We start from the raw sequence: 25,136 nt of genomic DNA, 5'->3' as shown, positions 1-25,136 counted from the left end.
GGCATCGACCTCTCCGCCCCACAAGGATATGGAAGCATGACTACTCTGACTCAAGTGCGCAATCCGGCGCCACCGGCGCCGCGGCGCTGGCTGCAACTCATCCTCGGCGTCGTCTGCATGGCGATGATCGCCAACCTGCAATACGGCTGGACCCTGTTCGTGCTGCCGCTGGATCAGAAATACCATTGGGGCAAGGCGGCGATCCAGGTCGCGTTCACCATCTTCGTCGTCACCGAAACCTGGCTGGTGCCGGTGGAGGGCTATCTGGTCGACCGTTTCGGTCCGCGCATCGTGGTGATGGCCGGCGGCGTGCTGGTGGCGCTGGGCTGGGTGATGAACTCGGTGGCCGACAGCCTGCCGCTGCTGTACGCCGCGGCGGCCGTGGGCGGCGTGGGCGCCGGCGCGGTCTACGGCACTTGCGTGGGCAACGCGCTGAAATGGTTCCCGGACCGGCGCGGCTTTGCCGCCGGCCTGACGGCGGCCGGCTTCGGCATGGGCTCGGCGCTGACCATCATTCCGATCTCGGCCGTGATCAAGGCCAGCGGCTATCAGAGCGCCTTCCTGTATTTCGGCCTGGGCCAGGGACTGGTGGTGTTCGCCATCGCCTTCCTGCTCAAGGCGCCGCAGGCGGCGCCGGCGCGCGCGGCCGCCAGGCTGGCGCAGACGACGGTCGAGATGCGCTGGACCGAGATGATCAGGACGCCGGTGTTCTGGGTCATGTACCTGATGTTCGTGTTGATGGCGGTCGGTGGCCTGGTGGCGACGGCGCAGCTGGCGCCCATCGCCAAGGACTTCAAGATCGCCGAACTGCCGGTGTCGATACTGGGACTGACCTTGCCGGCGCTGACGTTCGCCTTGTCGCTGGACCGTATCTTCAATGGCCTGACGCGGCCGTTCTTCGGCTGGGTGTCCGACCATATCGGGCGTGAAAATACCATGTTCATCGCCTTCGGCCTGGAGGCGTGCGGCATTCTGCTGTTGAGCAAATTCGGCAGCGATCCGTTCTGGTTCGTGGTGCTGACCGGCCTGGTGTTTTTTGGCTGGGGCGAGATCTACAGCCTGTTTCCCTCGACCTGCGGCGACACCTTCGGCGGCCGCTACGCCACCACCAACGCCGGCCTGCTGTACACGGCCAAGGGCACGGCCGCCTTGCTGGTGCCGTTCAGCAGCCTGATCACGGCGGCCACCGGCAGTTGGCACACGGTGTTCTACGTCGCAGCCGGCATGAACGCGCTGGCCGCCGTCATGGCGCTGCTGGTGCTGAAGCCATTGCGTTCGCGCATGAGCAATTTGCAGCCTGCGCAGCCAGGGCTGCGGGCCGCGCAGGCGCGCGCCTGAAGCTGGGTCAAGGAACGGCGCCGCGCTCTTCGCCGAGGGCGGTGGCGATGTGCCGGTTGATGGCGCCGCTGGCCTTCATCCTGGCCACGATTTCCGCCAGGCGCGGCACCAGCGCCGCATGCCGCTTGTGCAGGTAGATGTAGACCGGCGTGTCCTGCACCAGGCCGGCGTTGTAGACATCGCCGTAGCGGTTTTGCAGCCGGGCCAGTTGAAGCTCGCCAAATTCTTCGAGGTCGACAAAGATGTCGGTACGGCCGAGCGCGACGTTTTGCAAGCCCAGCTGGCTGTCCACCACGGAGGAGACCTGGCTCGACGGCAGGATCTGTTCGAGCCGCGTCTTGAAGGTGGTATAGCCGCTGCGGTACTGCACCCGGTATGAGGTGCCTTTCAGGCTATCCCAGCCGCTTATCTTCAACCCCGGTATGCGGGTGAAGGCCGTCACCCGGAACGACACCAGCGGTTCGCCCACCCGGATCAGATTCGGGTGGTTGTCGCCGTAGGCATACGCCCGTCCGACTTCACCGTCGATCTTGCCGGCCCCGGCCTCGATGGCGCCGCGCAAGGGCGGATAGAGGCGCACGTCGACATCCTTGCCCAGCTGATCGAAAGCGTCCGCGCAAATCAGCGTCAGCACGCGCGGGGCGTAGCTGGTTTCCTTGGGATAGGGATGGGCAAGCAATATCGTTTCGCGCGCGGTGGCGACATTCGCCTGCATCAGGCCCAGGCAAAGCATCAATATGGCTGCAGATCTCACGGTCGGTCCATTGAAGGCGTGCTTTGCCCTCATTCTACTCCCGGCTGATTGCAATAGCTAAGTCGCTCAAGATCCGTGAAACCGTGTGCGCCGGCATGCGTATAAACGGTATATCTGATTTTTACCGAGGCGTCGGCCCAACCGCCGGCGATGCATATGACCTGCACCACGCATCCCTCAAAAGAAACCGTCCGCGCCTACCTGGCGCATCGTGCGCAGGCGACGCCGGAGCCACCGCCGCCGCCGGAAGAAATTCGTCGTCAGCTCGGCTGGTACCTGGTGCCAGCCGCAGGCAGCCGCTGTTCGAGCGCCTCCTGGCAAGACAAGCAGTTCTGTGCAGTCGGCTGAACCCGCAAGCGCTCCGGCGCGATCGGCGCGCCGCAGCCCACGCAGCGGCCATAGCTGCCGGCGGCCAGGCGCGCGCAAGCGGCGTCGAGGCTGCGCAGGGCGGCCAACTCGTCCGCCAGCCGCGTCAGGTCACAGTGTGGCAGCTGGCGGATCACGGCCGGGTCGTCCAGCGTCGCCTTGCCGTCGAGAAGGAGGGATGCCAGCGGCGGCGGCGCCGACGCCAGGCGCCGGCGCAGTTGGGCGGCCAGCTCGGCGTGCTGGTGATGCAGGCGGGCGGCCAGCGCTGCCGGTTCGGGTGGGAGGGACGGATTCATGGCCTCACTGTAAGGCCATGCCCGCGCGCCGTCTGTAGTGCCCGTTGATCCAGATCAAAATGCCCAAGAATACTGCGGTCAGGGGCCGTCAGGCCGGACGTGGCGAGCGGCTTGCCGATCTGGCATTTTTTTTTGTGTTCCGGGGCATTCAATCGTATGATTTGGGTCTGGATGCCGAATGGGCATCGTTTTACAGGACGCGTCGTTGAAAAATCTCGGGATTGAAGGCTTGAGCCTGGAATGGCTGCTGGCGTCGGCCACCGACGCCATGCTGATCGTCGACCAGGCCGGCAGCATCGTGCTGGCCAATCCGGCGCTGGAGAGCATGTTCGGCTACGGCTCCGGCGAGATGCTGGGGCTGGCGCTGGAGGCGCTGGTGCCGGCCCGCTTCCACGCCGCCCACGTCGGCCACCGGGCCGATTTTTTTGAGCAGCCGCGCGCGCGCGCGATGGGCGCGGGCGCCGAGCTGTTCGGGCGGCACCGCGACGGCCACGAGTTCGGCGTCGAGGTCAGCCTGTCGCCGCTGCGCACCTCGCACGGCTTGCCGCTGGTGCTGGCCACGGTGCGCGACGTCACCGAACGCAAGCTGGCCCAGCAGGCGCTGCAGGAAAGCGAGGCGCGCATGCGCGCCATCTTCGAGACCGCCGTCGACGCCATCCTCACCATCGACGAGCAGGGCGGGCTGGAGCGGCTGAACCCGGCCGCCGAACGCCTGTTCGGCTATGCCGAGGCCGAAGTGGCGGGCCACAACGTCTCGATGCTGATGCCGCAGCCGCACCGCAAGCTGCACGACGGCTACCTGGCGCACTACCGCGACACCGGCGAGAAACGTATCATCGGCAAGGGCCGCGAGGTGGAAGGCTTGCGCAAGGATGGCAGCGTGTTCCCGATGGAACTGTCGGTGGTGGAGATGCAGCTGGGCGCGCGCCGCATGTTCACCGGCATGGTGCGCGACATTTCCGAACGCAAGCGGGCGGAGGAGCACAACCGCCGCCTGATGCAGGAAATTTCCAGCGCCAACGAGGAATTGACCAACTTCGCCTACGTGGTGTCGCACGACCTGAAGGCGCCGCTGCGCGGCATCGGCTCGCTGGCCGACTGGCTGGCCACCGACTACGCCGAGCAGTTCAACGACGAGGGCAAGGAGCACATGCGGCTGCTGATCAACCGGGTGCACCGGATGAGCAGCCTGATCGACGGCATCCTGCAATACTCGCGCGTGGGCCGGGTGCGCGAGGCGCAGTCGGCGGTCGACCTGAACCAGTTGTTGGCGGACGTGGTGGACCTGCTGGCGCCGCCGCCGCAGTTCCGCATCACGGTGGCGCCGGCGCTGCCGACGGTGCTGATCGAGCCGACCCGCATCCAGCAAGTGTTCCACAACCTGATCTCCAACGCCATCAAGTACATGGACAAGGTCGACGGCGTGATCGACATCGGCTGCGAGGACGACGGCAGCCACTGGCGCTTCAGCGTGCGCGACAACGGCCCCGGCATCGAGACCCGCCATTTCGAGCGCATCTTCCAGCTGTTCCAGACGCTGGCCTCGCGCGACCGGGTCGAGAGCACCGGCGTCGGCCTGGCGCTGGCCAAGAAAATCGTTGAAATGTATCAGGGACGCATCTGGCTCGAATCGCAGATGGGGCAGGGCTGCACCTTCTGGTTCACGCTGCCCAAGTCCGCCGCCCATTTATCCAGAACAGGAAGCATTGCATGAAAGTCAGTAACAAACCCATCCTGCTGGTCGAGGACGACCACGTCGACATCATGACCATCAAGCGCGCGCTGAAGGAAATCCATGTCGGCAACGCGGTGGTCAGCATGGAGCACGGCGAGGCGGCGCTGGCCTACCTGCGCGATCCGGCGCAGGATCGGCCCTGCATCATCCTGCTGGACTTGAATATGCCGGTGATGAACGGCATCGAGTTCCTGCAGCAGATCAAGCTCGACGCGTCGCTGCGCCGGATTCCGGTGGTGGTGCTGACCACGTCCGAGGAACAGCAGGACAAGGTGCGCAGCTTCGACCTGGGCGTGGCCGGCTACATGGCCAAGCCGGTCGACTACCGCCGCTTCGTCGAGATGATGCGCTCGATCGACCTGTACTGGACCATCAGCGAGATGCCGTGAGTACCCCTCTGCGCGTGTTGATCGTCGAGGACGACGCGGTCGACCGCATGGCCTGCCGGCGCGCCTTCGCGGCCGCCGCCGTTGCCGCCGCCGATGCAGCCTTCGAACTGCTGGAAGCCGACAGCGGCGAGCAGGGCCTGGAACTGGCGCGCAGCGAGCGTCCCGACTGCATCCTGCTCGACTACCATCTGCCCGACCTGACCGGGCTGGAGTTCCTGGCCCACCTGAACGAGGACGGCGCCGCGCAGGGCATTCCGGTGATGATGCTGACCGGCGCCGACAGCGCCGCCGTCGCGGCCGAGGCCATGCGGCGCGGCGCGCGCGACTACCTGGTCAAGGACGTCGACGGCTACTACCTGGAATTCCTGCCGGGCGCGATCCACCGCATGCTGCGCGAACAGCAGTTGTTGGACGACAAGCGCCAGGTCGAAGCCCAGTTCCGTACCCTGGTCGAGCAGATGCAGGCGATCAGCTACATCGCCGAGCTGGACGGCGCGCTGCGCTACATCAGTCCGCAAATCGGCCTGCTGGGCTACAGCGCCGCCGAATGGCTGGCCGACGCCGCGCTGCACGGCCGCCTGATGGACCCGGAACAGCGCGAGGCGACGCTGGCGGCGCTGCAAGCGAGCCGCCGCGACGGCAGCCCGCTGCACCTGGAGTACCGCTTGCACGCGCGCGACGGCCGTGCGCTGTGGCTGCGCGACCAGGCCGAACTGGTGCGCGACGAGCAGGGCCAGCCGCTGTTCATGCAGGGCATCATGATCGACATCACCCAGACCAAGCTGGGCGAGCAGGCCTTGCTGGCGTCGCAGCAAGCGCTGCGCAGCCTGTCGGCGCACCAGGAGCAGATCAAGGAAAACGAACGCAAGCGCATCGCCCAGGAAATCCATGACGAGCTGGGCGGCCTGCTGACCGGCATCAAGGCCTATATCGCGGTCAGCATCGAGCGCGCCGAGGCCGCCGCCGCGCCGGCCGAACCGCTGCTGGCCGAGGCCGCCGGACTGGCGCAGGACGCGATCGATACGGTGCGCCGCGTGATCACCGACCTGCGGCCCAGCGTGCTGGACCAGCTGGGCGTGTGGGCCGCGCTGGAGTGGTATGCCGAACAGGTCGAGCGCCGCTCGGGCCTGCATTGCCAGTGCACGGTTGCGGCCGCCGCCGGCGAGCTGGAGCTGGACGCCGGGCGCAGCACCATGCTGTTCCGCATCGCGCAGGAAGCCTTGACCAATGTGGTGCGCCACGCCGGCGCCAGCAACGCCGCGCTGCAGGTCGACTATGCCGACGGCGTGCTGGAATTGCGCATCAGCGACGATGGCCAGGGCATAGCGGCCGAGCGCCTGCTGAACCGCGAGAGCTGGGGCATCCTCGGCATGCATGAACGCTGCCGTCATTTCGACGGCGAATTGAAAATTACCGGCCTGCCCGGCCAGGGCACGACCCTGCTGCTGCGCCTGCCATTGGACGAACAACATGAGTACTAATCCCATCCGCGTGCTGCTGGTCGACGACCACGCGATCGCGCGCAACGGCGTGCGTTTGATGCTGAGCTCGGCCGACGATATCCGCGTCGATGGCGAGGCCTGCAACGCGCAGGAGGCGCTGCAACTGGTCCTGGCCCAGGAGTTCGACGTGGCGCTGCTCGACATCACCATGCCCGGCAAGAACGGCCTGGAGCTGCTCAAGCAGCTGCGCAGCGAGCGGCCCAAGCTGGCCGTGCTGATGCTGAGCACCTATTCGGAAGACATCTACGCGGTGCGCGCGCTCAAGCTGGGCGCGGCCGGCTACCTGATCAAGGACGCCCCGACCACCACGCTGGTGGCGGCGGTGCGCAAGGCCGCCTCGGGCGGCAAGCACGTCAGCCCGGCCTTGCTGGAGAAGCTGGCCAGCCTGATCGGCGGCGGCGGCAACGCCGGCCACGAGGCCTTGTCCAATCGCGAGCTGGAGGTGCTGAAGCTGATCGCGGCCGGCGAATCGCTGGTGCGCATCGGCGAAACCCTGCACCTCAGCCCCAATACGGTGACCACCTACCGTTCCCGCATCCTGGAGAAAATGGGACTCGATAGCAATGCCGAACTGACCCGCTACGCCCTGGAACACGGGCTGATCTAGGCGTTGTAGGGGATCCCCTACAGGATTTTGTCGGCCGCCCCCTACACGACAGGGCCGCGAAGCCCGATGCGCAGCGCGCCCGCCATCGTCGATACTGATCCCATACCGAATCCATCGCTGCGATGCGACGGACAGCACAACAGGGAGCATGGACATGACGACGAATCTACAACTTGCCGCATCCGGCGGCGCAGCGGGCGCAGGCCAGAGCAAATGCGCGATGTGCGGCTTCAAGAACCTGTGCCTGCCGCAGGGGCTCAGCGACAGCGAGATCGGCCGGCTGGACAAGATCATCGGCCGTCGCCGCCGGGTCGAGCGCGACGAGAACCTGTGCCGCATGGAGCAGCCGTTCCACAGCCTGTACGCGGTGCGCTTCGGCCACTTCAAGACCTCGCGCGTCAACCACAGCGGCCAGCAGCAGATCACCGGTTTCCAGATGGCGGGCGAACTGCTGGGCATGGACGCCATCGGCAACGGCCAGCACGCTTGCGGCGTGGTGGCGCTGGAGGACAGCGAGGTGTGCGAGATACCATTCGCCCGTCTGCAGGAATTGTTTGCCGAAGTACCGCAGCTGCTGCGCCATTTCCATCGCATCATGAGCCAGGAAATCATGCGCGAGCAAAACGCCATGCTCTTCCTCGGGAATATGCGCGCCGAGCAGCGCTTCGCCACCTTCCTGCTGAACCTGTCGAGCCGTTATGCGGCGCGCGGCTACTCGCCCAGCAGCTTCCAGTTGCGCATGTCGCGCGAGGATATCGGCGACTACCTGGGCCTGACCATCGAAAGCATCAGCCGCCTGCTGTCGCGCTTCCGCGCCAGCGGCTGGATCGCGGTCGACAAGCGCGAACTGCGCATCCTCGACCACGCCCACCTGGAGTCGCTGGCCACCGGCATCGCGCCGGCCGTCGCCGCGCCGGCCCGCGCTCCCATCTTCATGCAGGCCGCCAACGCCTAGTGCGCCATGAGCACCGGCAGCGTCATCCCGCGCAGGACGCTGCGGGTGGCGCCGCCCAGCATCCATTCCCGCACGCGCCAGTGGCCGTAGCCGCCCATGACCAGCATGTCCGCGCCCACCTCGGACGCCATCTCCAGCAGCGCCGCGCCGGCCTGCCGTCCGCCGTCCAGCTCGCTCACCGTGACGCGCACGTCATGCCTGGCCAGATAGCGGGCCATCTCGACGCCAGGCAGCTCGGTCTGCCGACCTTGGCTGTCCTGCGATGGGCTGACCGCCAGCGTGACGCGCGCCGCGCGCCGCAGCTGCGGCAGCGCGGCCGTCAAGGCGCGGATGGCCGCCACGCTGCCGTCCCAGCCGACCAGCACATGTTCTCCGACCTGCTCGAAGCGGCCATTGTGGGGCACGATCAGCAGCGCGCGGGCGCACTGGAACATGACGTCCTGCGGCAGCCGGTTCAGCAGCGCGTGCGGATCGTTCTCCGGGGCGCCCTGGCCCAGCACCAGCAGGTCGGCATAGGGGCTTTGCAGGATCAGGCCGTCGTCCGCCGCGTCGTCGACCAGGCGGGTCTCGAAGGAAGGCAAGCCCATGCGGCTGGCGCAATCGGCGAACTGGCTCAGCGCGGCGTCGGCGCGGGTGCGTAGCAGGCGCAGGTCGAAGGGGAAGGGCGCGCCGATGGGGGCAATCGAGCCATCGGGCAAGGCATGACGCGACAGGCCGGTCATGGCGGCGCCGATCAGATGGGCCTCATGCGCCAGCGCCAGCTGGGCCGCCAGCCGGATGCGTTGCGCCGCCTGGGGCGAGCCGTCGGCGTGCACGAGTATCGTTTTGTAGGACATGCTGCCTCCGTGATGGGTGCTACTGCATATGCATCCATCGTAGGGAGTTGAATGTGAAATTTGATTGATTCAGATCAAGCGCGGGCCAGTCAGCCTACAAAGGCAGCGCCGTCTCGTACTTCACTTCGCGCAGCGCCACGCTGGTGTTGACCTGGGATACGCCGTTCAGCTTGACCAGCACGTTGTGCAAAAAATCGTGGTAGGCGTCCATGTCGGCCACGATCACCTTGACCATGTAGTCCGAACTGCCCGTGGTCTCGTAACACTCCACCACTTCCGGCCGCAGGCGCATCGCCGCCTCGAACTGCTCGACCACGCCTTCCGCATGCCGCAGCAGCGAAATGTGCAGCAGGCACACCACGGACAACCCCAGCTTGCGGCGGTCCACCAGCGCCGTGTAGCGGACGATGTAGCCGTTGTCCTCCAACTCCTTTTGGCGGCGCCAGCACGGGCTGGCCGACATGCCGATCTTCTCCGCCAGCTCGTTGGACGAGATCCTGCCGTTTTTCTGCAATTCGGCGAGGATTTTCAGCGAAGCTGGGTCTATAGACACGTTTTTCATTAATTTGCTCGTTTTGGGGAGGATTTTTGCCATTTTAGCGCTCTGGAGCGACCAGATAGAAATAATTTTTCGGCTATGGGGACATATCCTTTCTCATCAAAAAAATATAGACGAGACAATGAATACCCTGACCCTGCCTGTACCATTTTTGGCCGATCCCCACTATGCGCTGGACGACAACCTGACCCGCGCCGAAGGCCGCGTATTCCTGACCGGCACCCAGGCGCTGGTGCGCCTGCTGTGCATGCAAAAGCTCAGCGATGAGGCGCGGCAGCTCAACACCGCCGGTTTCGTCAGCGGCTACCGCGGCTCGCCGCTGGGCGCCGTGGACCAGGAACTGTGGCGCGCCAAGGACCTGCTGCAAGGCCACCACATCGAATTCCTGCCGGCGATTAACGAAGAACTGGGCGCGACCGCCGTCATGGGCTCGCAGCAGGTCGAGGCCGACCCGACGCGCAAAGTCGACGGCGTGTTCGCCATGTGGTACGGCAAAGGGCCGGGCGTGGACCGCGCCGGCGACGCCCTCAAACACGGCCACGTCTACGGCTCGTCGCCGACCGGCGGCGTGCTGGTGATCCTGGGCGACGACCACGGCTGCGTGTCGTCGTCGATGCCGCACCAGAGCGAGCAGGCGCTGATCGCCTGGAGCATGCCGGTGATTAATCCGGCCAATATTCAGGAGTACATGGAATTCGGCCTGTACGGCTGGGCCATGTCGCGCTATTCGGGCGCGTGGAGCGGCTTCAAGGCCATCTCGGAAACGGTGGAGGGCGGCGCGGTGGTCGAGCTGCCGCCGCTGCCGCAGTACGTCACGCCGACCGATTACGTGGCGCCGCCGGACGGCCTGCACAACCGCTGGCCGGACCTGCCAGGCCTGGCGCTGGAGCAGCGCGCCGCCGCCAAGCTGGAGGCGGTGCAGGCCTTCGCCCGCGCCAATTCCATCGACCGGCTGGTGGTGCCGGCGCCGCGCGCCACCATCGGCATCATCAGCGCCGGCAAGGCCTACCTCGATTTGCTGGAGGCGCTGGAGCGCATGGAGTTGCCTTTGGCCCGGCTGGAGCAACTGGGCGTGCGCCTGTACAAGCCAGGCCTGACCTATCCGCTGGAGCGCACCCGCCTGTCGGCGTTTGCCGCCGGCTTGAGCGAGATCCTGGTGGTGGAGGAGAAGGGCGCCGTCATCGAGCAGCAGGTCAAGAACCTGTTCTACAACCTGCCTTCGGATCAGCGCCCCACGGTCATCGGCAAGACCGACCGCGACGGCCACGAGCTGCTGTCGGCACTGGGCGAGCTGCGGCCGTCGCGCATCGCGCCGGCGCTGGTGCGCTGGCTGGCGCCGAAGTTCGCGCAGCTGGACCTGGCGCGCATGCTGCCCGAGTTCTGCGCCGCCGAGCTGCTGTCGAACGGCGCCGATGGCGTCAAACGCACGCCGTATTTCTGCTCCGGCTGCCCGCACAACACCTCCACCCGCGTGCCGGAAGGCAGCCGCGCGCTGGCCGGCATCGGCTGCCACTTCATGGCGACGTGGATGAAGCGCGACACCAACTACCTGGCGCAGATGGGCGGCGAGGGCGTCGCCTGGGTCGGCTCCTCGCGCTTCGTCGGCGAGCCGCACGTGTTCCAGAACCTGGGCGACGGCACCTACTATCATTCGGGATCGCTGGCGATACGGCAGGCGATTGCGGCCCGCACCAACATCACCTACAAGATCCTCTACAACGACGCTGTGGCGATGACCGGTGGGCAGCCGGTGGACGGCAGCCTGTCGGTGCCGCAAATCGTGCAGCAGGTCTGCAGCGAAGGCGCGAAGAAAGTCGTGGTGGTGACCGACGCGCCGGAAAACTACCAGGGCGTGACCTTGCCGGACGGCGTGACGGTGCACCATCGCACCGAACTCGATGCGATGCAGCGCATGCTGCGCGAGATCGCCGGCGTGACGGTGCTGGTGTACGACCAGACCTGCGCCGCCGAGAAGCGCCGCCGCCGCAAGAAGAACAAGCCGGACAAGGTGGTCTTCCCCGACCCGGCGCGCCGCATGGTGGTCAACCCTGCCGTGTGCGAAGGCTGCGGCGATTGCGGCGTGCAGTCGAACTGCCTGTCCATCCTGCCGCTGGAGACGGAACTGGGCCGCAAGCGCCAGATCGAGCAGTCGTCCTGCAACAAGGACTACTCCTGCGTCGAAGGCTTCTGCCCGAGCTTTGTCTCGGTGCTGGGCGGCGCGCTGCGCAAGCCGGAAAGTGTGAAGCTGTCGTTGGCCGACCTGGAACGGGCGCTGGCCGACTATCCAACGCCGCCGCGCCATGCGTTGGCCAAACCGTTCGAGATCCTGGTGGCCGGCGTCGGCGGCACCGGCATCGTCACGGTGGGCGCCTTGATCTCGATGGCGGCGCACCTGGAAGGCAAGGGCGCGTCAACCCTGGACTTCATGGGCTTTGCGCAGAAGGGCGGCGCGGTGCTGTCGCATGTGCGGGTGGCGTCGTCGCCGTCGCGCCTGAACCAGGTGCGCATCGACCTGCGCCAGGCCGACGCGGTGTTCGCCTGCGACCTGGTGGTGGCTGCCATGCCGGACAGCCTGTCGGTGATGCGCGAAGGGCACACCAAGGTGGTGGCCAATGAGCGTGAAATCCCGACCGCCGATTTCACCCGCGAGCGCGACGCCTCGATCAACAAGGCCGGCCTGCTGGAGAAGCTGGCCGCATCGGCCGGCGCGGCCAATGTGCTGCAACTGGACGCACAGGAAACCGCGCAGCGCTTCCTCGGCGACCCGATCGGCGGCAATATCCTGTTGATGGGTTTTGCCTGGCAACTGGGGCTGGTGCCGGTGGGCCTGGAGGCGCTGATGCGGGCGATAGAACTGAACGCCGTCGCCATCGACATGAACAAGCGCGCCTTCACGCTGGGCCGCCTGGCCGCCGCCGACCGCGCCGCGCTGGACCGCCTGGTGCAGCCGTCGCAGCAAGTGATCCAGTTCGCCGCGCCGAAGTCGCTGGCCGACATCGTGGCCTTCCGCGTCGACTGGCTGACCAGCTACCAGAACGCCGCCTACGCGCGCCAGTATGCGGACGCGGTGGCCGCAGTCGAGCAGCGCGAGATCGCGCTGGAAGGCAGCGGCTCGCGCAAGCAGCTGAGCAAGGCCGTGGCGCGCAATCTTTTCAAGGTCATGGCCTACAAGGACGAGTACGAAGTGGCGCGCCTGCATGCCGATCCGGCCTTCCGCGCGCAGATCGCCGCGCAGTTCGACGGCGACTACAAGCTGGCCTTCCATCTGGCACCGCCGCTGCTGGCGCGCCGCAAGCCGGGCTCCGATGTGCCGGTCAAGATGCGCTTCGGCGGCTGGATGATGCCGGCCTTCGGCGTGCTGGCCAGGTTCAAATCGCTGCGCGGCACGCCGCTCGACGTCTTCGGCTACACGCAGGAGCGCAAGCGCGAGCGCGCGCTGCGCGACCGCTACCTGGCGTTCGCCGCCGAACTGGCGGCCAGCCTGAAGGCCGACAACAAGGAGGCCGCGTTGAAGCTGGCGCGGTTGCCGGACCAGGTGCGCGGCTACGGCCACGTGAAGCTGGCGGCGCTGGACCAGGCGGACGCGCAGTGGACCGAGCTGGCGGCCCGCTTCCGCGCCGCCCGCGTGGTGGAACTGAAGCGGCAGGCCTGATCAGTTCTTGGCGGGGTCGTAGGACAACACGACCTTGTAGCCTTCCGGTGCGATCGAGGTATCGAAGGGATAGCTGGCGAAGTTCTGCTGGTCGACCAGTCCGAGGTTGATCAGGATGGTGTGCGGCAGATCCTTGCTGCGTCCCTCCAGCAGATTGACGGCGGCGTTGATCGCCACCCGCGCCTGGCTTACGCCCTTGGTGTCGGCGGCGGCGGCGATGTCGCCGCTGCGGATCATGCCGGCGATTTCGTCGGTCAGGTCGTAGGCCACCACGCGCAGCTTGCCGTTCAAGCCGGCCGCCTTGACCGGTTGCACCGCGGCCGGCGCGCAGCCGGTGCAGCCCAGCAGGTAATCGAGCTTGGCGCCGTGCTTGGCCAACATCTGCGTGGCCAGCTGCGTTTGCACCTTGCGGTCGCTGTCGCCGTAGCGGATGTCGATGATGTTGACCGCTATCTTCGCTTCCGCCGCGGCGATGCGCGTGCCATCGACTTCTCCCTTGACCCAGCCCGCGCCCATCGGGCCGGGCAGCAGGCCGATGTTGATCGACTTCAGGCCGCGCTGCTGGGCGTCGCGCACCATCCAGCGGGTCGCTTCCATGCCCATGGCGCGCAGCGAGGTGGTGACCTTGATGGTCAGGTCGTCGCTGCGGCTGTCATTGGCCAGTTCGAACACCGGTATGCCGGCGGCGCGCGCCTTGGCGATCGAGTTGTTATTGGCCGTCATGCCGATCGGCGAGATGACGATGGCGTCGTACTTGGCGGCGATGGCCGCGTCCATCTGCTGCAACTGGCCTTTCAGGTCGTCGTAGCCGGTGGCGGGCAGGATGTCGACGGCGATGCCCAGCCGGTGCGCTTCGCTGATGACGCCATAGCTGCATCCGGCCCAATACGGGTCTTTCAGGTGCGGGAACAGGAAGGCGATGCGCCAGTGCTTGCTGGCCTTGGAAGTCATCGCATAACTGCCGGGCACCACGCGGCCGCTGGCCAGCGCGTCGTCGGCCGAGCCGTTGGCTTGCAGCGGGCGGAAGATCGAAACCACCGGCACCGGCGCGAATTTGGCTGCCGGCGCCGCCGGCGCGGCCACCGCGACCGCCGCCATGCACACGCCCAGCGCACCCAGACAGGTCAATGTTCGTAAGCGAGAATTCAACATGCGGTGTTTTCTTCCGTATCGGATGTGACTTGTTTAGTACAATTCTAACCGCATCGGCAGGGCTGCGGGGGATATGACAATTGTCATCTCAAAGTTGTGTCATTTGCTTCTGGCCGGCCAGCCGGCATCGCGGCACACTGTCGTCATACCAACCCGGAGACTTCAATGAACCCTGTACTTTCGAAGATGCTGTTTGCCTGTGGCCTCGGCCTGTCCATCCCGGCGCTGGCCGATACCTGGCTGATACGCGACGCCCGCGTGTTCGACGGCGAGCAGATGCACGCCAAGCGCTCGGTGCTGGTCAAGGACGACAAGATCGCCGACGCCGACTTCCGCGGCAGCGCGCCGGCCGGCGCCCACATCGTCGACGGCGCCGGCCGCACGCTGCTGCCCGGCCTGATCGACGCCCACGTCCATGCCTACCGCTTCTTCGAGCTGCCGCTGATGTTCGGCGTGACCACGCAGATCGACATGTTCACCGGCGTGGAGGCGATGCAGCAGGTCAGCGCCAAAATGCGCAGCAACGACAACCACGGCCAGGCCGACATGTATTCGGCCGGCACCCTGGTCACCGCGCCGGGCGGCCATGGCACAGAATACGGCATGGCGATACCGACGCTGACACGGCCCGAGGACGCCCAGGCCTTCGTCGACGCCCGCATCGCCGAGGGCTCGTATTTCATCAAGATCGTGATGGAGCCGGGCTATCCGGGCCATCCGATGAAGACGCTGGACCTGCCGACCGTGAAGGCGGTGATTGATGCGGCGCACGCGCGCGGCAAGCTGGCGGTGGTCCACATCAGCAGCCTGGCCGACGCCCGCGCCGCGCTGGAGGCGGGCGCCGACGGCCTGGCCCACCTGTTCAACGGCGAGCGCCTGAGCGATGCGGAGCTGGCCGGCTTCGTCAAGCTGGTGCAGCAGAAGCGCGCCTTCGTGATCCCGACCATGAGCGTGTTGGAGAGCATCGCCGGCATGCGCGAGGATGACGTGCTGGGCGACGCCGGCCTGGCCGCCTTGCTCACCAAGGAGCAGGTCGCGCCACTGAAGGTCACCTACGGCCAGCAAGTCAATGCCGTGCGGATGGCGGCGCCGAACCAGGTGGTGGCCGCATTGAACAAGGCGGGCGCGCCACTGCTGGCCGGCACCGACGCCGGCAACTCCGGCACCCAGTACGGCATCAGCCTGCTGCACGAACTGCGCTCGCTGGTGCAGGCCGGCCTGACGCCGCAGCAGGCACTGGCCGCCGCCACGTCGGCGCCGGCGCGCGCCTTCAAGCTGGCCGACCGCGGCCGCATCGCCAAGGGCTACAAGGCCAACCTGCTGCTGGTGCAGGGCGACGCCGGCAGCGACGTCGGCGCGCTGCACCACATCGTCGAAGTGTGGAAGGACGGCGACGCCGTCAGCCCGCTGCGCAAGGCCCAGCTGGCGACGGTGGCGCAGGAGCTGGCGCCGCGCACGCAGCCGCCGCTGGAGCTGCCGGCCGGTGGCCGCATCAGCCAGTTCTCGGCCGACAAACTGGCCAGCCCGATCGGCATCGGTTGGGTGCCGTCCACCGACCAATTCGTCGGCGGCAAATCCAGCGTCGAACTGAAGGTGCAGGACGCCGGCGCGGACGGCCTGCGTCCGCTGGCGGTGAACGCGAAAGTGCAACCCGGCTTTGCCTATCCGTGGGCCGGACTGGCCTTCATGCCCGGCGCGCAGATGATGCAGCCGGCCGACCTGCGCGGCGCCAAGGTGCTGCGCTTCCGCGTCAAGGGCGATGGCCAGCGTTACAACGTCGGCATCCTGTCGAGCGGCGTGCAGATCCCGGTCAACCAGGCCTTCGAGACCTCGGGTGAGTGGAAAGAGGTGGCGCTGCCGTTCGATGGCTTCAAGGGCATAGACTTTGGCGCCGTGACCATGATAGCGTTCAACGCTGGGCCGAAGTTGGGCGAGTACCAGTTCCAGATCGCCGATGTGCGGCTGGTGAACGAGTAATAAGCGAAGGATGGACGTGGGGATACTACACAGTTTGAAGAACACGCTGGGCCGGCCCTGGGTGCCGCCGGCCATGGGCAAGGGACCGTATATGTGGGCATGGTCGCTGCTGTTCATCGTGTGGAAGTATGCCTACGTCGGTCCCAGCCCGGCGGAGCTGGTGTGGCTGGTGCTGACGGTGCTGGCGTTCTTCCCCGTGTATTTCGCCAGCTTCTGGCGCAGCAATCTGCAGGTGGTGCCGCTGCTGCTGTTCGTGGTGCTGCTGGGCGTGCTGTGGGCGCCGCACAACGCCGGCGCCAGCACGTTCTTCATCTTCGCCAGCGCCATGTGCTCGCGCTTCGAGCGCCGCAGCCACGCCTACCTGGGCATAGCACTGGTGCTGCTGTGCGCTTGCCTGATGACGCCTTACGTCAGCTTGAAGATCAATTTCCTGGTGCCGGTGCTGGTGATCGGCGCTCCGGTCGGATTTGCCAGCATCATGGAGGAGAACACGCGGCGCTCGCGCGACCAGCTGCTGCGCAAGCAGGAGGAGGTGGCGCACATGGCCCGCATCGCCGAGCGCGAACGCATCTCGCGCGACCTGCACGACCTGCTGGGCCATACGCTGTCGATGATCACCCTGAAGGCCGAGCTGGCGGGCAAGCTGCTGGAGCGCGACCCGCAAGCCTGCCGCAGCGAGATCCGCGATATCGAGCAGACCGCGCGCCAGGCCTTGAGCGAGGTGCGGTCGGCGGTGACGGGCATCCGCCAGACCGGCTTCGCGCATGAACTGGCGACGGCGCGCGCCAGCCTGGCGGCGGCCAATGTCGGCTTCAGCGAGCAGGTGCAGCCGTGCGTGTTGCCGGCCGCGCTGGAGAATGTGCTGTCGCTGGCGCTGCGCGAGGCGGTGACCAACATCCTGCGCCACGCCGGCGCCTCCCACTGCGAGGTGCGGATGGCGCTGGAATCGGGCATGGTGGTGCTGCGGGTGCGCGACAACGGCCGCGCGCTGGAAGGCGGCGCGATCGTGCATGGCTCGGGCCTGAGCGGCATGAAGGAGCGCGTGGCGGCGCTGGGCGGACGGCTGGCGCTGCGCGCCGATCGCGGCCTGGCGCTGGAATTGAGTTTGCCGATGGGAGCGGCCGCATGACGATGATAAAAGTGGTGATCGCCGAAGACCAGGCGCTGGTGCTGGGCGCGCTGGCGGCGCTGTTGAAGTTGGAGGGCGACCTGGATGTGGTGGGCAAGGCCGCCAACGGGCAGGAGGCGCTGGCGCTGTGCCTGGCGCTGCGGCCGGACATCGTGCTGACCGATATCGAGATGCCATTGATGACCGGGCTGGAACTGGCCGCCGCGCTGGCCGGCCACAGCCTGCCGACGCGGGTGATGATCGTCACCACCTTCGCGCGCAGCGGCTATCTGCGCCGCGCGCTGGGCGCCGGCGTGCGCGGCTACCTGCTCAAGGATGCGCCGGCCGAGACGCTGGCGGCGGCGATCCGCACCGTGCATGCGGGCGGCCGCGCCATCGCGCCGGAGCTGGCGCTGGAGAGCTGGAGCGGCAAGGAAGACCCGCTCAACGAGCGCGAACGGCAGGTGCTGCGGCTGGCGGGCGAGGGCCGCAGCAGCGGCGACATCGCGCGCCAGATCCATCTGTCGGAAGGCACGGTGCGCAACTACCTGTCGGAGGCGATCAGCAAGCTCGACGCCGGCAACCGGGTCGAAGCGTTCCGCCTGGCCCGCGACGCCGGCTGGCTGTAATAGAATAGCGCGACTTTCCCCACCTTCGGAGTTCCCATGCATCGTCACCTCGCAGCGTTGTTGCTGCTGGCAGTAGCCGCGCTCGACGCCGGCGCCAGCGAATCGGCCAGCGGCAAATTCACCGCGACCCAGTCCTGCGAGGCGTTTGCCTCCTTCGCCAAGCGCACCAACCCGGGCGAGGTCAAGGTGGCCGCCGGCAGCGCCTACACAGTGCGCGAGATTAACAAGGTCGAATACGACTGGCTGCGGGTGGAAGTGCCCGGCGCCGAGCCGTCGCTGCGCTGGGTGCAGCGCAGCTGCGGCACGCCGGCGCTGGCCGAGCAGGCGGTCAAGTCGCCGTCCGGCGAGCAGGGCGGCGGCGAGTCGTGCAGCATCGCCAACAAGCAGGACAGCTATGTGCTGGCGATCACCTGGCAGCCCGGTTTCTGCGAACATGTGCCCTACAACGGCAAGAAGCCCGAGTGCGACGCCATGAACAGCGGCGCGTTGCAAGCGAAAACCCTGAGCCTGCACGGCCTGTGGCCGAACAAGAAGGAATGCGGCACCCGCTACGGCAGCTGCGACGGCGCGCCGTTCGCGCTGACCAAGGAAACCATCGATAAAGTCGCGCCGTGGATGCCCAATTTCTACTTCGAGCGCACCTTCGGCGCCTATGAATGGAACAAGCACGGCAAGTGCCAGGCGCTGCCGCCGGACGAGTATTTCATCAAGGCGGTGTCGGCGGTGAAGGTGGTGAATGATTCGGAGGTGGGCAAGATCGTCCTGGACAATGCGGGCAAGAGCTTCCGCGTCGGCGAGTTCTTCGACCGCGTCAAGGCGCGCTACGGCGCCCAGGTGGCGGCCAGCATCACGCTGGTGTGCACCCAGCACAAATACCTGCAGGAGATCCGGGTGGCGCTGCCGCTGGACTTCAGCACCGGCGGCGAGCTGTCGCAACTGGTCGGCAACGCCGCCGCAGCAGCCCCGCGCGAGATCGGCTGCGACGACGAGGTCTACGTCGAGGCGGCCGGCAGGAATTAGCAACGTCCCGTCACACTTGCCGTAAATTTATTCGTTGGCCTATGTCAATACCCCTATAATTAATCGGACATAACCGTGACGGGGCGGGGACATGAGTGGCTTGCTGAATCGGCTCTTGCTGAGGCAAAAATTCTTCCTGCTGGCGCTATGGGCGGCGGCCATGGTGGCGCTGCCTTGTCTGCTGCCGGGCGGGAGGATAGCGACGTGAGATCCTTGATGTCGCGCTCCATGTTTTGGAAACTGTTCGTGCCCATCGGCGCGCTGTTGATGCTCAGCGCACTGGTCGCGGCGATCCTGCTGCCGCTGGTCATCCAGCGCAACGCGGAACAGGAAGCCATCGTGGCCGGCCAGGAGACGGTGCGGCAGTTCCAGTTGCTGCGCAAGTATTACACCGACAACGTGGTCTCCAAGGTGATGGCGAACAGCCAGCTGCGGGTCTCGTTCGACCATCTGGGGCGCCCCGACACCGTGCCCCTGCCGGCCACCATGATTCTGGACATGAGCGCGCTGCTCAAGGAGTCGGGCACCGCACTGCGCCTGTACAGCCCGTATCCCTTCCCCAACCGGCGCGACCGTGTCATCGACCAGTTCGGCGACGATGCCTGGACCTTTTTGCAGGGCAATCCCGAAAAGACCTACACCCGGGTCGAGACCGTCGGCGGCAAGACCGTGGTGCGGGTGGCGATGGCGGACCGGATGGTGGCCCAGACCTGCGTCAATTGCCACAACAGCTTGCCCGGCAGCCCGCGCACCAACTGGAAGCTGGGCGATGTGCGCGGCGTGCTGGAAGTCGATTCGAGCCGGCAACTGGCCAGCGGCCAGTCCATCGTCTATCAGGTGCTGGCCGGGCTGGCGGTGATGTTGCTGTTGCTGGCGCTGTTCATCCGGCTGTTTTATCAGCGCAGCATCGCGCTGCCGCTGGCGGCGGCGCTGGATGCGGCCAGCGCGCTGAACGCCGGCAGCGCCGAAAAGGTCGAGGCGGTCGAGGCCATCGCCGGCGGCAACCTGGAGCAGGAGATCGCGCTGGCCCGGCTGCCCGACATCGATCCTCGCGCCATTTCCAATGACGAGGTGGGACAGTTGCTCAAGTCCGTGTTCAGCATAGGGGAAGCCCAGCTGGCGCTGGATCACGCGATGCGCAAGATGAGCCTTTCGCTGCGCGCCAGCCGCGATGCGGAGCAGGCGCGCGACTGGCTGAAGAGCGGACAGAACGAGCTCAATGCGCTGATGCGGGGTGAGCAGGAGACCGCTTTGCTGGCCGAACAGGTCTTGTGCTACCTGGCCACGCGCACCGGCGCCGGCGTCGGCGCCTTCTTCCTGCATGACGAGCAGAGCCAGCAGTTCTATCTGGCGGCGGGCTACGCGCTGCCGGGCGGCGTCGACATGGGCGCGCGCATCGCCAGCGGTGACGGCTTGCTCGGCCAGGCGCTGCGGGAACGCCGCATTCTGTTGGTGGACAATGTTCCGGCCGGATATCTGCCGGTGGGCTCGGCGCTGGGCCAAGCCGACCCCGGCCACCTGATGCTGGTGCCGCTGCTGCACGGCGACAATCTGGTGGGCGCCATCGAGTTGGCGGCTTTCCGCGCCTTCCGAACGGCCGAGCTGGACTTGCTGGAATCGGTGCGCGAGGCCCTGGCGGTCGGTTTCGAGGTTAATCAGTCGCGCCAGCGCACCAAGGGCTTGCTGGTCGAGACCGAGCAGCAGGCCGAGGAGTTGCGGGTCCAGCAGGAGGAGCTGCAGCAAACCAATGAGGAGCTGGCCGAACGCGCCGACTTGCTGGAAGCCCAGCGCGAACAGCTGCGCCTCAAGCATGCCGAGCTGGAGCAGGCCAGCCGCGATATGTGGCGCAAGGCCGAGGAGCTGCAAAAGGTCAGCGCCTACAAGAGCGAGTTCATGGCCAATATGTCGCATGAGCTGCGCACGCCGCTGAACAGCATGCTGATCCTGTCGGGCCTGCTCAAGGAAAACAAGAGCCAGACGCTCAGCCCGAAGCAGGTCGAGTACGCCAGCACCATCAATGGCGCCGGCCAGGACTTGCTCAACCTGATCAACGATATCCTCGACCTGTCCAAGGTCGAGGCGGGCCAGGTGGAATTCAGCTACGAGCTGGTGCAGCCGGCCCAGCTGTGCGCGGAGATGCAGGAGCTGTTCCATTTGCAGGCCGAGCAGAAGGGGCTGCGCTTCCACGCCGACGTCGCGCCGGACGTGCCGCCGCAGGTGCCGCTCGATGTGCAGCGCACCGGACAGATCCTGAAGAACCTGATCGCCAACGCCATCAAGTTCACCACCAGCGGCGCGGTGGACTTGCGGGTGTCGCTGGCCGACGCGGCCGCCAACCCGCTGGGACAGCAGGCGCTGTGCTGGGCCGTGGTCGACACCGGCATCGGGGTGCCGGCCAGCAAACAGGAATTGATCTTCGAAGCGTTCAAGCAGGCCGACGGCGGCATCAGCCGCCAGTACGGCGGCACCGGGCTGGGCCTGTCGATTTCGCTGCAGCTGGCGAGCAAGATGGGTGGCAGCCTGAGCCTGCACAGTGTCGAAGGGCAGGGTAGTACCTTCACCTTGTGCCTGCCGCTGGAGGCGCCCGCCGCCGCGTCCGCCGAAGCCGCCGTGAGCGTGCCCGCCGCCGTGCCGCCGCCGTCGTCCGCGCCGTCGCCGTCCGTGTCACCGCTGTCCGCGCCGGCCGCCGCCGCGCCGCTGCCGCCCCAGGCGCTGGCCGACGACCGCGCCACGCTGGAGCCGGAGGCGCGCTGCATCCTGATCGTCGAGGATGACCGCAACTTCGCCGGCATCCTGATGGACTTCGTGCGCCAGCGCGGCTACGCGGCCCTGGTCGCGGTCGATGGCGCCGGCGGCATCGCGCTGGCCCGGCACTACCTGCCCAGCGCCATCCTGCTGGACGTGATGCTGCCGAGCATAGACGGCTGGGGCGTGATGCGCAGCCTGAAGGACAGCGCGGAAACGCGCCACATTCCGGTCCATTTCATCACCTGCCTGGAGGAGCGCCAGCGCGCCATGGAGATGGGGGCGATCGGCCTGGTCACCAAGCCGGCCAGCGCCGCCCAGATGGACGAGGTGCTGGGCGCGGTCGAAAGCGCGCTCGACCATTCGCTCAAGCAGTTGCTGATCGTCGAGGACAACCCGGCCGAGGCGGCCGGCCTGAAGGCGCTGCTGGGCGAGCGCGAGGTGGTGCTGACCGTGGCCGCCAGCGGCCGCGAGGCGATGGCGCTGCTGGCGGCCGGCCGCTACGATTGCATGGTGCTCGACCTGGGACTGGCCGACATGTCCGGCTTCGAGCTGCTCGAGCATATCCAGGGCATGGAGCAGGCGCGCCGGATCCCCGTCATCATCCATTCCGGCCGCGACCTGACGCGCGAGCAGGAACGCCAGTTGCAGCGCTACGCCGAGCGCATCATCATCAAGGGCGCCAAGAGTCCGGAGCGCCTGCTGAACGAGGTGACGCTGTTCCTGCACATGGTCGAAAGCAAGATGGAACCGTCACGGCAACGCATGATACGGGCCGCGATCGACAAGGAGGCCATGCTGGACGGTAAGACCGTGCTGATCGTCGACGACGATATGCGCAACATCTTCTCGCTCACCAGCCTGCTGGCCGAGAAGGGCATGCTGGTGCTGGAGGCCGAAAACGGCATCGAGGCGCTGCGGCGGCTCGATGAGCATCCCGCCATCAGCGTGGTGCTGATGGATATCATGATGCCGGAGATGGATGGCTACCAGGCGATGCGCCGGATCCGCGCCGACCGCCGTTTCAGCGCCTTGCCCATCATCGCGATGACCGCCAAGGTGATGCTGGGCGACGAGCAGAAATGCCTGGAGGCCGGCGCCAGCGATTACCTGGCCAAGCCGATCGACACCGACAAGCTGATGTCGCTGCTGCGGGTCTGGACCAGCCGCTAGGAGCCCAGCCATGGACCCGGACGCCATCGAGGATGTGGAAATCGGACTGCTGCTGCAGGGCGTGCGCCAGGTGTATGGCCACGACTTCGGCGGCTACTCGGAGGCCTCGCTCAAGCGCCGGCTGCGGCTGTGGCTGGCCGGTTCCGGCCACGCCACGTTTTCCCAGGCCCAGGCCCAGCTGCTGCGCGATCCCGCCTGCTTCGAGACGCTGCTGCAAGGGATCACCGTGAATGTGACGGAAATGTTCCGCGACCCGGCGTTCTTCCTGGCGCTGCGGCAAAAGGTGATCCCCTTTCTGCAGACCTATCCCTTCGTCAAGATCTGGCACGCCGGCTGCGCCAGCGGCGAGGAAGCCTATTCGATGGCGATCCTGCTGCAGGAATCCGGCCTGGCCGGGCGCTACCGCATTTACGCGACCGACCTCAACGAGGCCGTGCTCAAGCGCGCGCGCGACGGCATCTACCCGCTCAAGGCCATGCAAGCGTTCACTCGCAACTACCAGCAGAGCGGTGGCACCGCATCGTTCGCGGACTACTACACGGCTTGTTACGACAATGCCATCCTGGCGTCCAGCCTGCGCGACCATCTGGTGTTCGCCCAGCACAACCTGGTCACCGACAGCGACGTCGGCGAAATGAACCTGGTGTTGTGCCGCAACGTCATGATTTATTTCAAGGGCGAGCTCAAGGACCGCTGCCTGCGCCTGTTCGAGCATTGCCTGCAGCCGGGCGGTTTCCTGTGCCTGGGCATGAAGGAGCGGCTCGACGGCCGTCCGCAGGGCCAGCAATACGAGCGCTTCGCCGCCCACCTGAGCATCTACCGGAAGCCCTATGCCTAGGCGCACGCCATACCGGGCCATCGTGCTGGGCGTGTCGGCCGGCGGCGTCAGCGCGCTCAAGCTGCTGCTGGGAACACTGCCGGCCGATTTGCCCTGGCCCTTGCTGATCGTGCAGCACATTTCGGCCGACTCGGACGGTTCGCTGGCGACGGTGCTGGGCCAGGGCTGCGCGCTGCGCGTCAAGGAGGCCGAGGAGCGCGAGCGCATCGAGGCCGGCACGGTGTACCTGGCGCCGGCCAATTACCACCTGATGGTGGAGCGCGACGGCACGCTGGCGCTGAGCACGGACCCGGCCGTCAGCTACGCGCGGCCGTCGATCGATGTGTTGTTCGAGTCGGCGGCCCGCGCTTTCGGCCCGGCCCTGATCGGGGTAATATTGACTGGCGCAAACGCCGACGGCAGCCAGGGCTTACGGGCGATCAAGCAAAAGGGCGGGCTGGCCGTGGTCCAGGACCCGGCCGACGCCGCCAGCCCGAGCATGCCGCTGGCGGCGCTGGCCGCCGTCAAGGCGGACTATGTGGTGCCCCTGGCCGGCCTGGGGGCGTTGTTGCAGTCCTTGGCTGGCGCTCATGCGCGAAAAGGAAAACACAGTGGACGCTAACAAGATCCCGGTGCTGATGGTCGACGACCGTCCCGAGAACCTGACGGCGCTCGCCGCCCTGTTGTCGGACATGGGGCTCGACCTGGAACTGGTGGCCGCCAACTCCGGCAACGAAGCCCTGCGCCAAAGCCTGAAGTGCGATTTCGCCCTGATCCTGCTCGATGTCCAGATGCCCGACATGAATGGCCTGGAAACGGCGACGCTGCTGCGCACCAATCCCAAGACCTGCCACTTGCCGATCATTTTCGTCACGGCCGGCATGAACGAGAAGCATCATTTGTTCAAGGGCTACGAATCGGGCGCGGTCGATTACCTGATCAAGCCGATTGAACCGCTGGTGTTGCGCAGCAAGGTCAGGGTGTTCTGCGAGCTGTACGCCCAACGCATGGAGATCGAATACCGCAAGGTCAACCTGGAAGGCATGGTGCGCGCACGCACGGCCGAGCTGAAGGAGAGCGAATTGCGCCTGCGCCAGCTCAACGAGGACCTCGAGGGGCGGGTCGAACAACGGACCCAGGAGCTGAGGCGCGCGATGGACCAGATCGTCGAATCGGAAAAGCTGGCTTCGCTGGGCGGCATCGTGGCGGGCGTGGCGCATGAGCTCAACACGCCGATCGGCAATATCGTCATGATGGCGTCGGCGCTGGGCGAGCGCCTGAGCGACTTGTCGAAGTCGGCGGCGGGGGGCACGCTGACCAGGAGCCTGCTGTTCACCTCGGTGGACGAGTGCCTGAACGCCAGCGTCATCCTGGTGCGCAGCGGGCAGCGGGCCGGGGAGTTGATCGATAGTTTCAAGAAGGTGGCGGTGGACCAGACCAGCCAGCGCCGCCGCGTGTTCGACTTGCGCGACACGGTGGGCGATATCCTGCACACGCTGGGCACGGCGTTGCGGCATGCCTAGGCC

General features: G+C 66.7%; 20 protein-coding genes. 15 read left to right on the top strand and 5 right to left on the bottom strand.

Translation table 11 applies throughout. The annotated features are described in order from the left end of the window. The first annotated feature begins 36 nt into the window (after positions 1 to 36). The gene (gene oxlT, locus D0T21_RS09295; protein WP_116991037.1) at positions 37 to 1,338 is read left to right on the top strand and encodes an oxalate/formate MFS antiporter; all 1,302 of its coding nucleotides are present in this window, start codon (positions 37 to 39) and stop codon (positions 1,336 to 1,338) included. Between the two features lie 7 nt (positions 1,339 to 1,345). Here oxlT and D0T21_RS09290 read toward each other — a convergent pair whose 3' ends face one another. Both D0T21_RS09290 and D0T21_RS09280 read right to left on the bottom strand, forming a co-directional pair. Further along, positions 1,346 to 2,092 (bottom strand): hypothetical protein, encoded by a 747-nt coding sequence (locus tag D0T21_RS09290; protein ID WP_147328060.1) that lies wholly within the window; start codon positions 2,090 to 2,092, stop codon positions 1,346 to 1,348. A gap of 260 nt (positions 2,093 to 2,352) precedes the next feature. Beyond that, complete coding sequence (locus tag D0T21_RS09280) at positions 2,353 to 2,754, bottom strand: TraR/DksA family transcriptional regulator (RefSeq protein ID WP_116991034.1); 402 nt, start codon at positions 2,752 to 2,754, stop codon at positions 2,353 to 2,355. A gap of 178 nt (positions 2,755 to 2,932) precedes the next feature. On the opposite strand from D0T21_RS09280, the gene D0T21_RS09275 reads away from it, so the two are divergent. From D0T21_RS09275 to fnr, 5 genes are all read left to right on the top strand, one after another. Next, entirely contained in the window at positions 2,933 to 4,468 is a 1,536-nt protein-coding gene (locus D0T21_RS09275) for a PAS domain S-box protein (RefSeq protein WP_229211402.1), read from the top strand. Then, complete coding sequence (locus tag D0T21_RS09270; RefSeq protein WP_116991032.1) at positions 4,465 to 4,878, top strand: response regulator; 414 nt, start codon at positions 4,465 to 4,467, stop codon at positions 4,876 to 4,878. Before D0T21_RS09275 ends, D0T21_RS09270 begins: the two co-directional genes overlap by 4 nt. Continuing rightward, entirely contained in the window at positions 4,875 to 6,359 is a 1,485-nt protein-coding gene (locus D0T21_RS09265) for a response regulator (protein WP_116991031.1), read from the top strand. Before D0T21_RS09270 ends, D0T21_RS09265 begins: the two co-directional genes overlap by 4 nt. After that, positions 6,349 to 6,987 (top strand): response regulator transcription factor, encoded by a 639-nt coding sequence (locus D0T21_RS09260; protein WP_116991030.1) that lies wholly within the window; start codon positions 6,349 to 6,351, stop codon positions 6,985 to 6,987. The genes D0T21_RS09265 and D0T21_RS09260 overlap by 11 nt, the downstream gene beginning before the upstream one ends. Before the next feature lie 154 nt (positions 6,988 to 7,141). After that, the gene (gene fnr, locus D0T21_RS09255) at positions 7,142 to 7,942 is read left to right on the top strand and encodes a fumarate/nitrate reduction transcriptional regulator Fnr (protein ID WP_301546325.1); all 801 of its coding nucleotides are present in this window, start codon (positions 7,142 to 7,144) and stop codon (positions 7,940 to 7,942) included. Here fnr and D0T21_RS09250 read toward each other — a convergent pair. Beyond that, entirely contained in the window at positions 7,939 to 8,778 is an 840-nt protein-coding gene (locus D0T21_RS09250; protein ID WP_116991028.1) for a universal stress protein, read from the bottom strand. The two genes, fnr and D0T21_RS09250, sit on opposite strands and share 4 nt — an antisense overlap. Positions 8,779 to 8,872: 94 nt before the next feature. After that, on the bottom strand, positions 8,873 to 9,340 hold the full coding sequence (locus tag D0T21_RS09245) for an Lrp/AsnC family transcriptional regulator (protein ID WP_116991027.1): 468 nt from the start codon (positions 9,338 to 9,340) through the stop codon (positions 8,873 to 8,875). Between the two features lie 118 nt (positions 9,341 to 9,458). Between D0T21_RS09245 and D0T21_RS09240 the strand changes: the two genes are divergently transcribed. Continuing rightward, positions 9,459 to 12,989, top strand: coding sequence for an indolepyruvate ferredoxin oxidoreductase family protein (locus D0T21_RS09240; RefSeq protein ID WP_116991026.1), 3,531 nt, complete (start codon positions 9,459 to 9,461; stop codon positions 12,987 to 12,989). On the opposite strand, the gene torT is transcribed toward D0T21_RS09240, so the two are convergent. Continuing rightward, positions 12,990 to 14,141 carry a TMAO reductase system periplasmic protein TorT gene (gene torT, locus D0T21_RS09235; RefSeq protein WP_229211401.1) on the bottom strand — a complete coding sequence of 384 codons (1,152 nt, stop codon included), beginning with the start codon at positions 14,139 to 14,141 and terminating at the stop codon, positions 12,990 to 12,992. A gap of 165 nt (positions 14,142 to 14,306) precedes the next feature. Here torT and D0T21_RS09230 point away from each other — a divergent pair, with 165 nt between their 5' ends. The 8 genes from D0T21_RS09230 to D0T21_RS09195 all read left to right on the top strand — a co-directional run bounded on the left by D0T21_RS09230 (position 14,307) and on the right by D0T21_RS09195 (position 25,133). Further along, a complete protein-coding gene (locus D0T21_RS09230; RefSeq protein ID WP_229211400.1) occupies positions 14,307 to 16,118 on the top strand; it encodes a CIA30 family protein in 1,812 nt (603 codons plus the stop codon). A gap of 16 nt (positions 16,119 to 16,134) precedes the next feature. Continuing rightward, positions 16,135 to 17,247, top strand: coding sequence for a sensor histidine kinase (locus D0T21_RS09225; protein ID WP_229211399.1), 1,113 nt, complete (start codon positions 16,135 to 16,137; stop codon positions 17,245 to 17,247). Further along, on the top strand, positions 17,244 to 17,855 hold the full coding sequence (locus D0T21_RS09220; RefSeq protein WP_229211398.1) for a response regulator transcription factor: 612 nt from the start codon (positions 17,244 to 17,246) through the stop codon (positions 17,853 to 17,855). Before D0T21_RS09225 ends, D0T21_RS09220 begins: the two co-directional genes overlap by 4 nt. A gap of 36 nt (positions 17,856 to 17,891) precedes the next feature. Continuing rightward, positions 17,892 to 18,875 carry a ribonuclease I gene (locus D0T21_RS09215; RefSeq protein WP_116991023.1) on the top strand — a complete coding sequence of 328 codons (984 nt, stop codon included), beginning with the start codon at positions 17,892 to 17,894 and terminating at the stop codon, positions 18,873 to 18,875. Positions 18,876 to 19,103: 228 nt separating this feature from the next. After that, complete coding sequence (locus tag D0T21_RS09210) at positions 19,104 to 22,793, top strand: response regulator (RefSeq protein ID WP_158567988.1); 3,690 nt, start codon at positions 19,104 to 19,106, stop codon at positions 22,791 to 22,793. Positions 22,794 to 22,803: 10 nt separating this feature from the next. Beyond that, entirely contained in the window at positions 22,804 to 23,631 is an 828-nt protein-coding gene (locus tag D0T21_RS09205) for a protein-glutamate O-methyltransferase CheR (protein ID WP_116994327.1), read from the top strand. Further along, on the top strand, positions 23,624 to 24,232 hold the full coding sequence (locus D0T21_RS09200; RefSeq protein ID WP_116991020.1) for a chemotaxis protein CheB: 609 nt from the start codon (positions 23,624 to 23,626) through the stop codon (positions 24,230 to 24,232). Before D0T21_RS09205 ends, D0T21_RS09200 begins: the two co-directional genes overlap by 8 nt. Continuing rightward, complete coding sequence (locus D0T21_RS09195) at positions 24,222 to 25,133, top strand: response regulator (protein ID WP_158567987.1); 912 nt, start codon at positions 24,222 to 24,224, stop codon at positions 25,131 to 25,133. The genes D0T21_RS09200 and D0T21_RS09195 overlap by 11 nt, the downstream gene beginning before the upstream one ends. Positions 25,134 to 25,136 lie beyond the last annotated feature (3 nt).

Origin of the sequence: Duganella sp. BJB476 (assembly GCF_003416895.1) — a bacterium.
Classification (GTDB): domain Bacteria; phylum Pseudomonadota; class Gammaproteobacteria; order Burkholderiales; family Burkholderiaceae_D; genus Rugamonas.
This window is presented reverse-complemented; position numbering and strand designations above follow the sequence as displayed.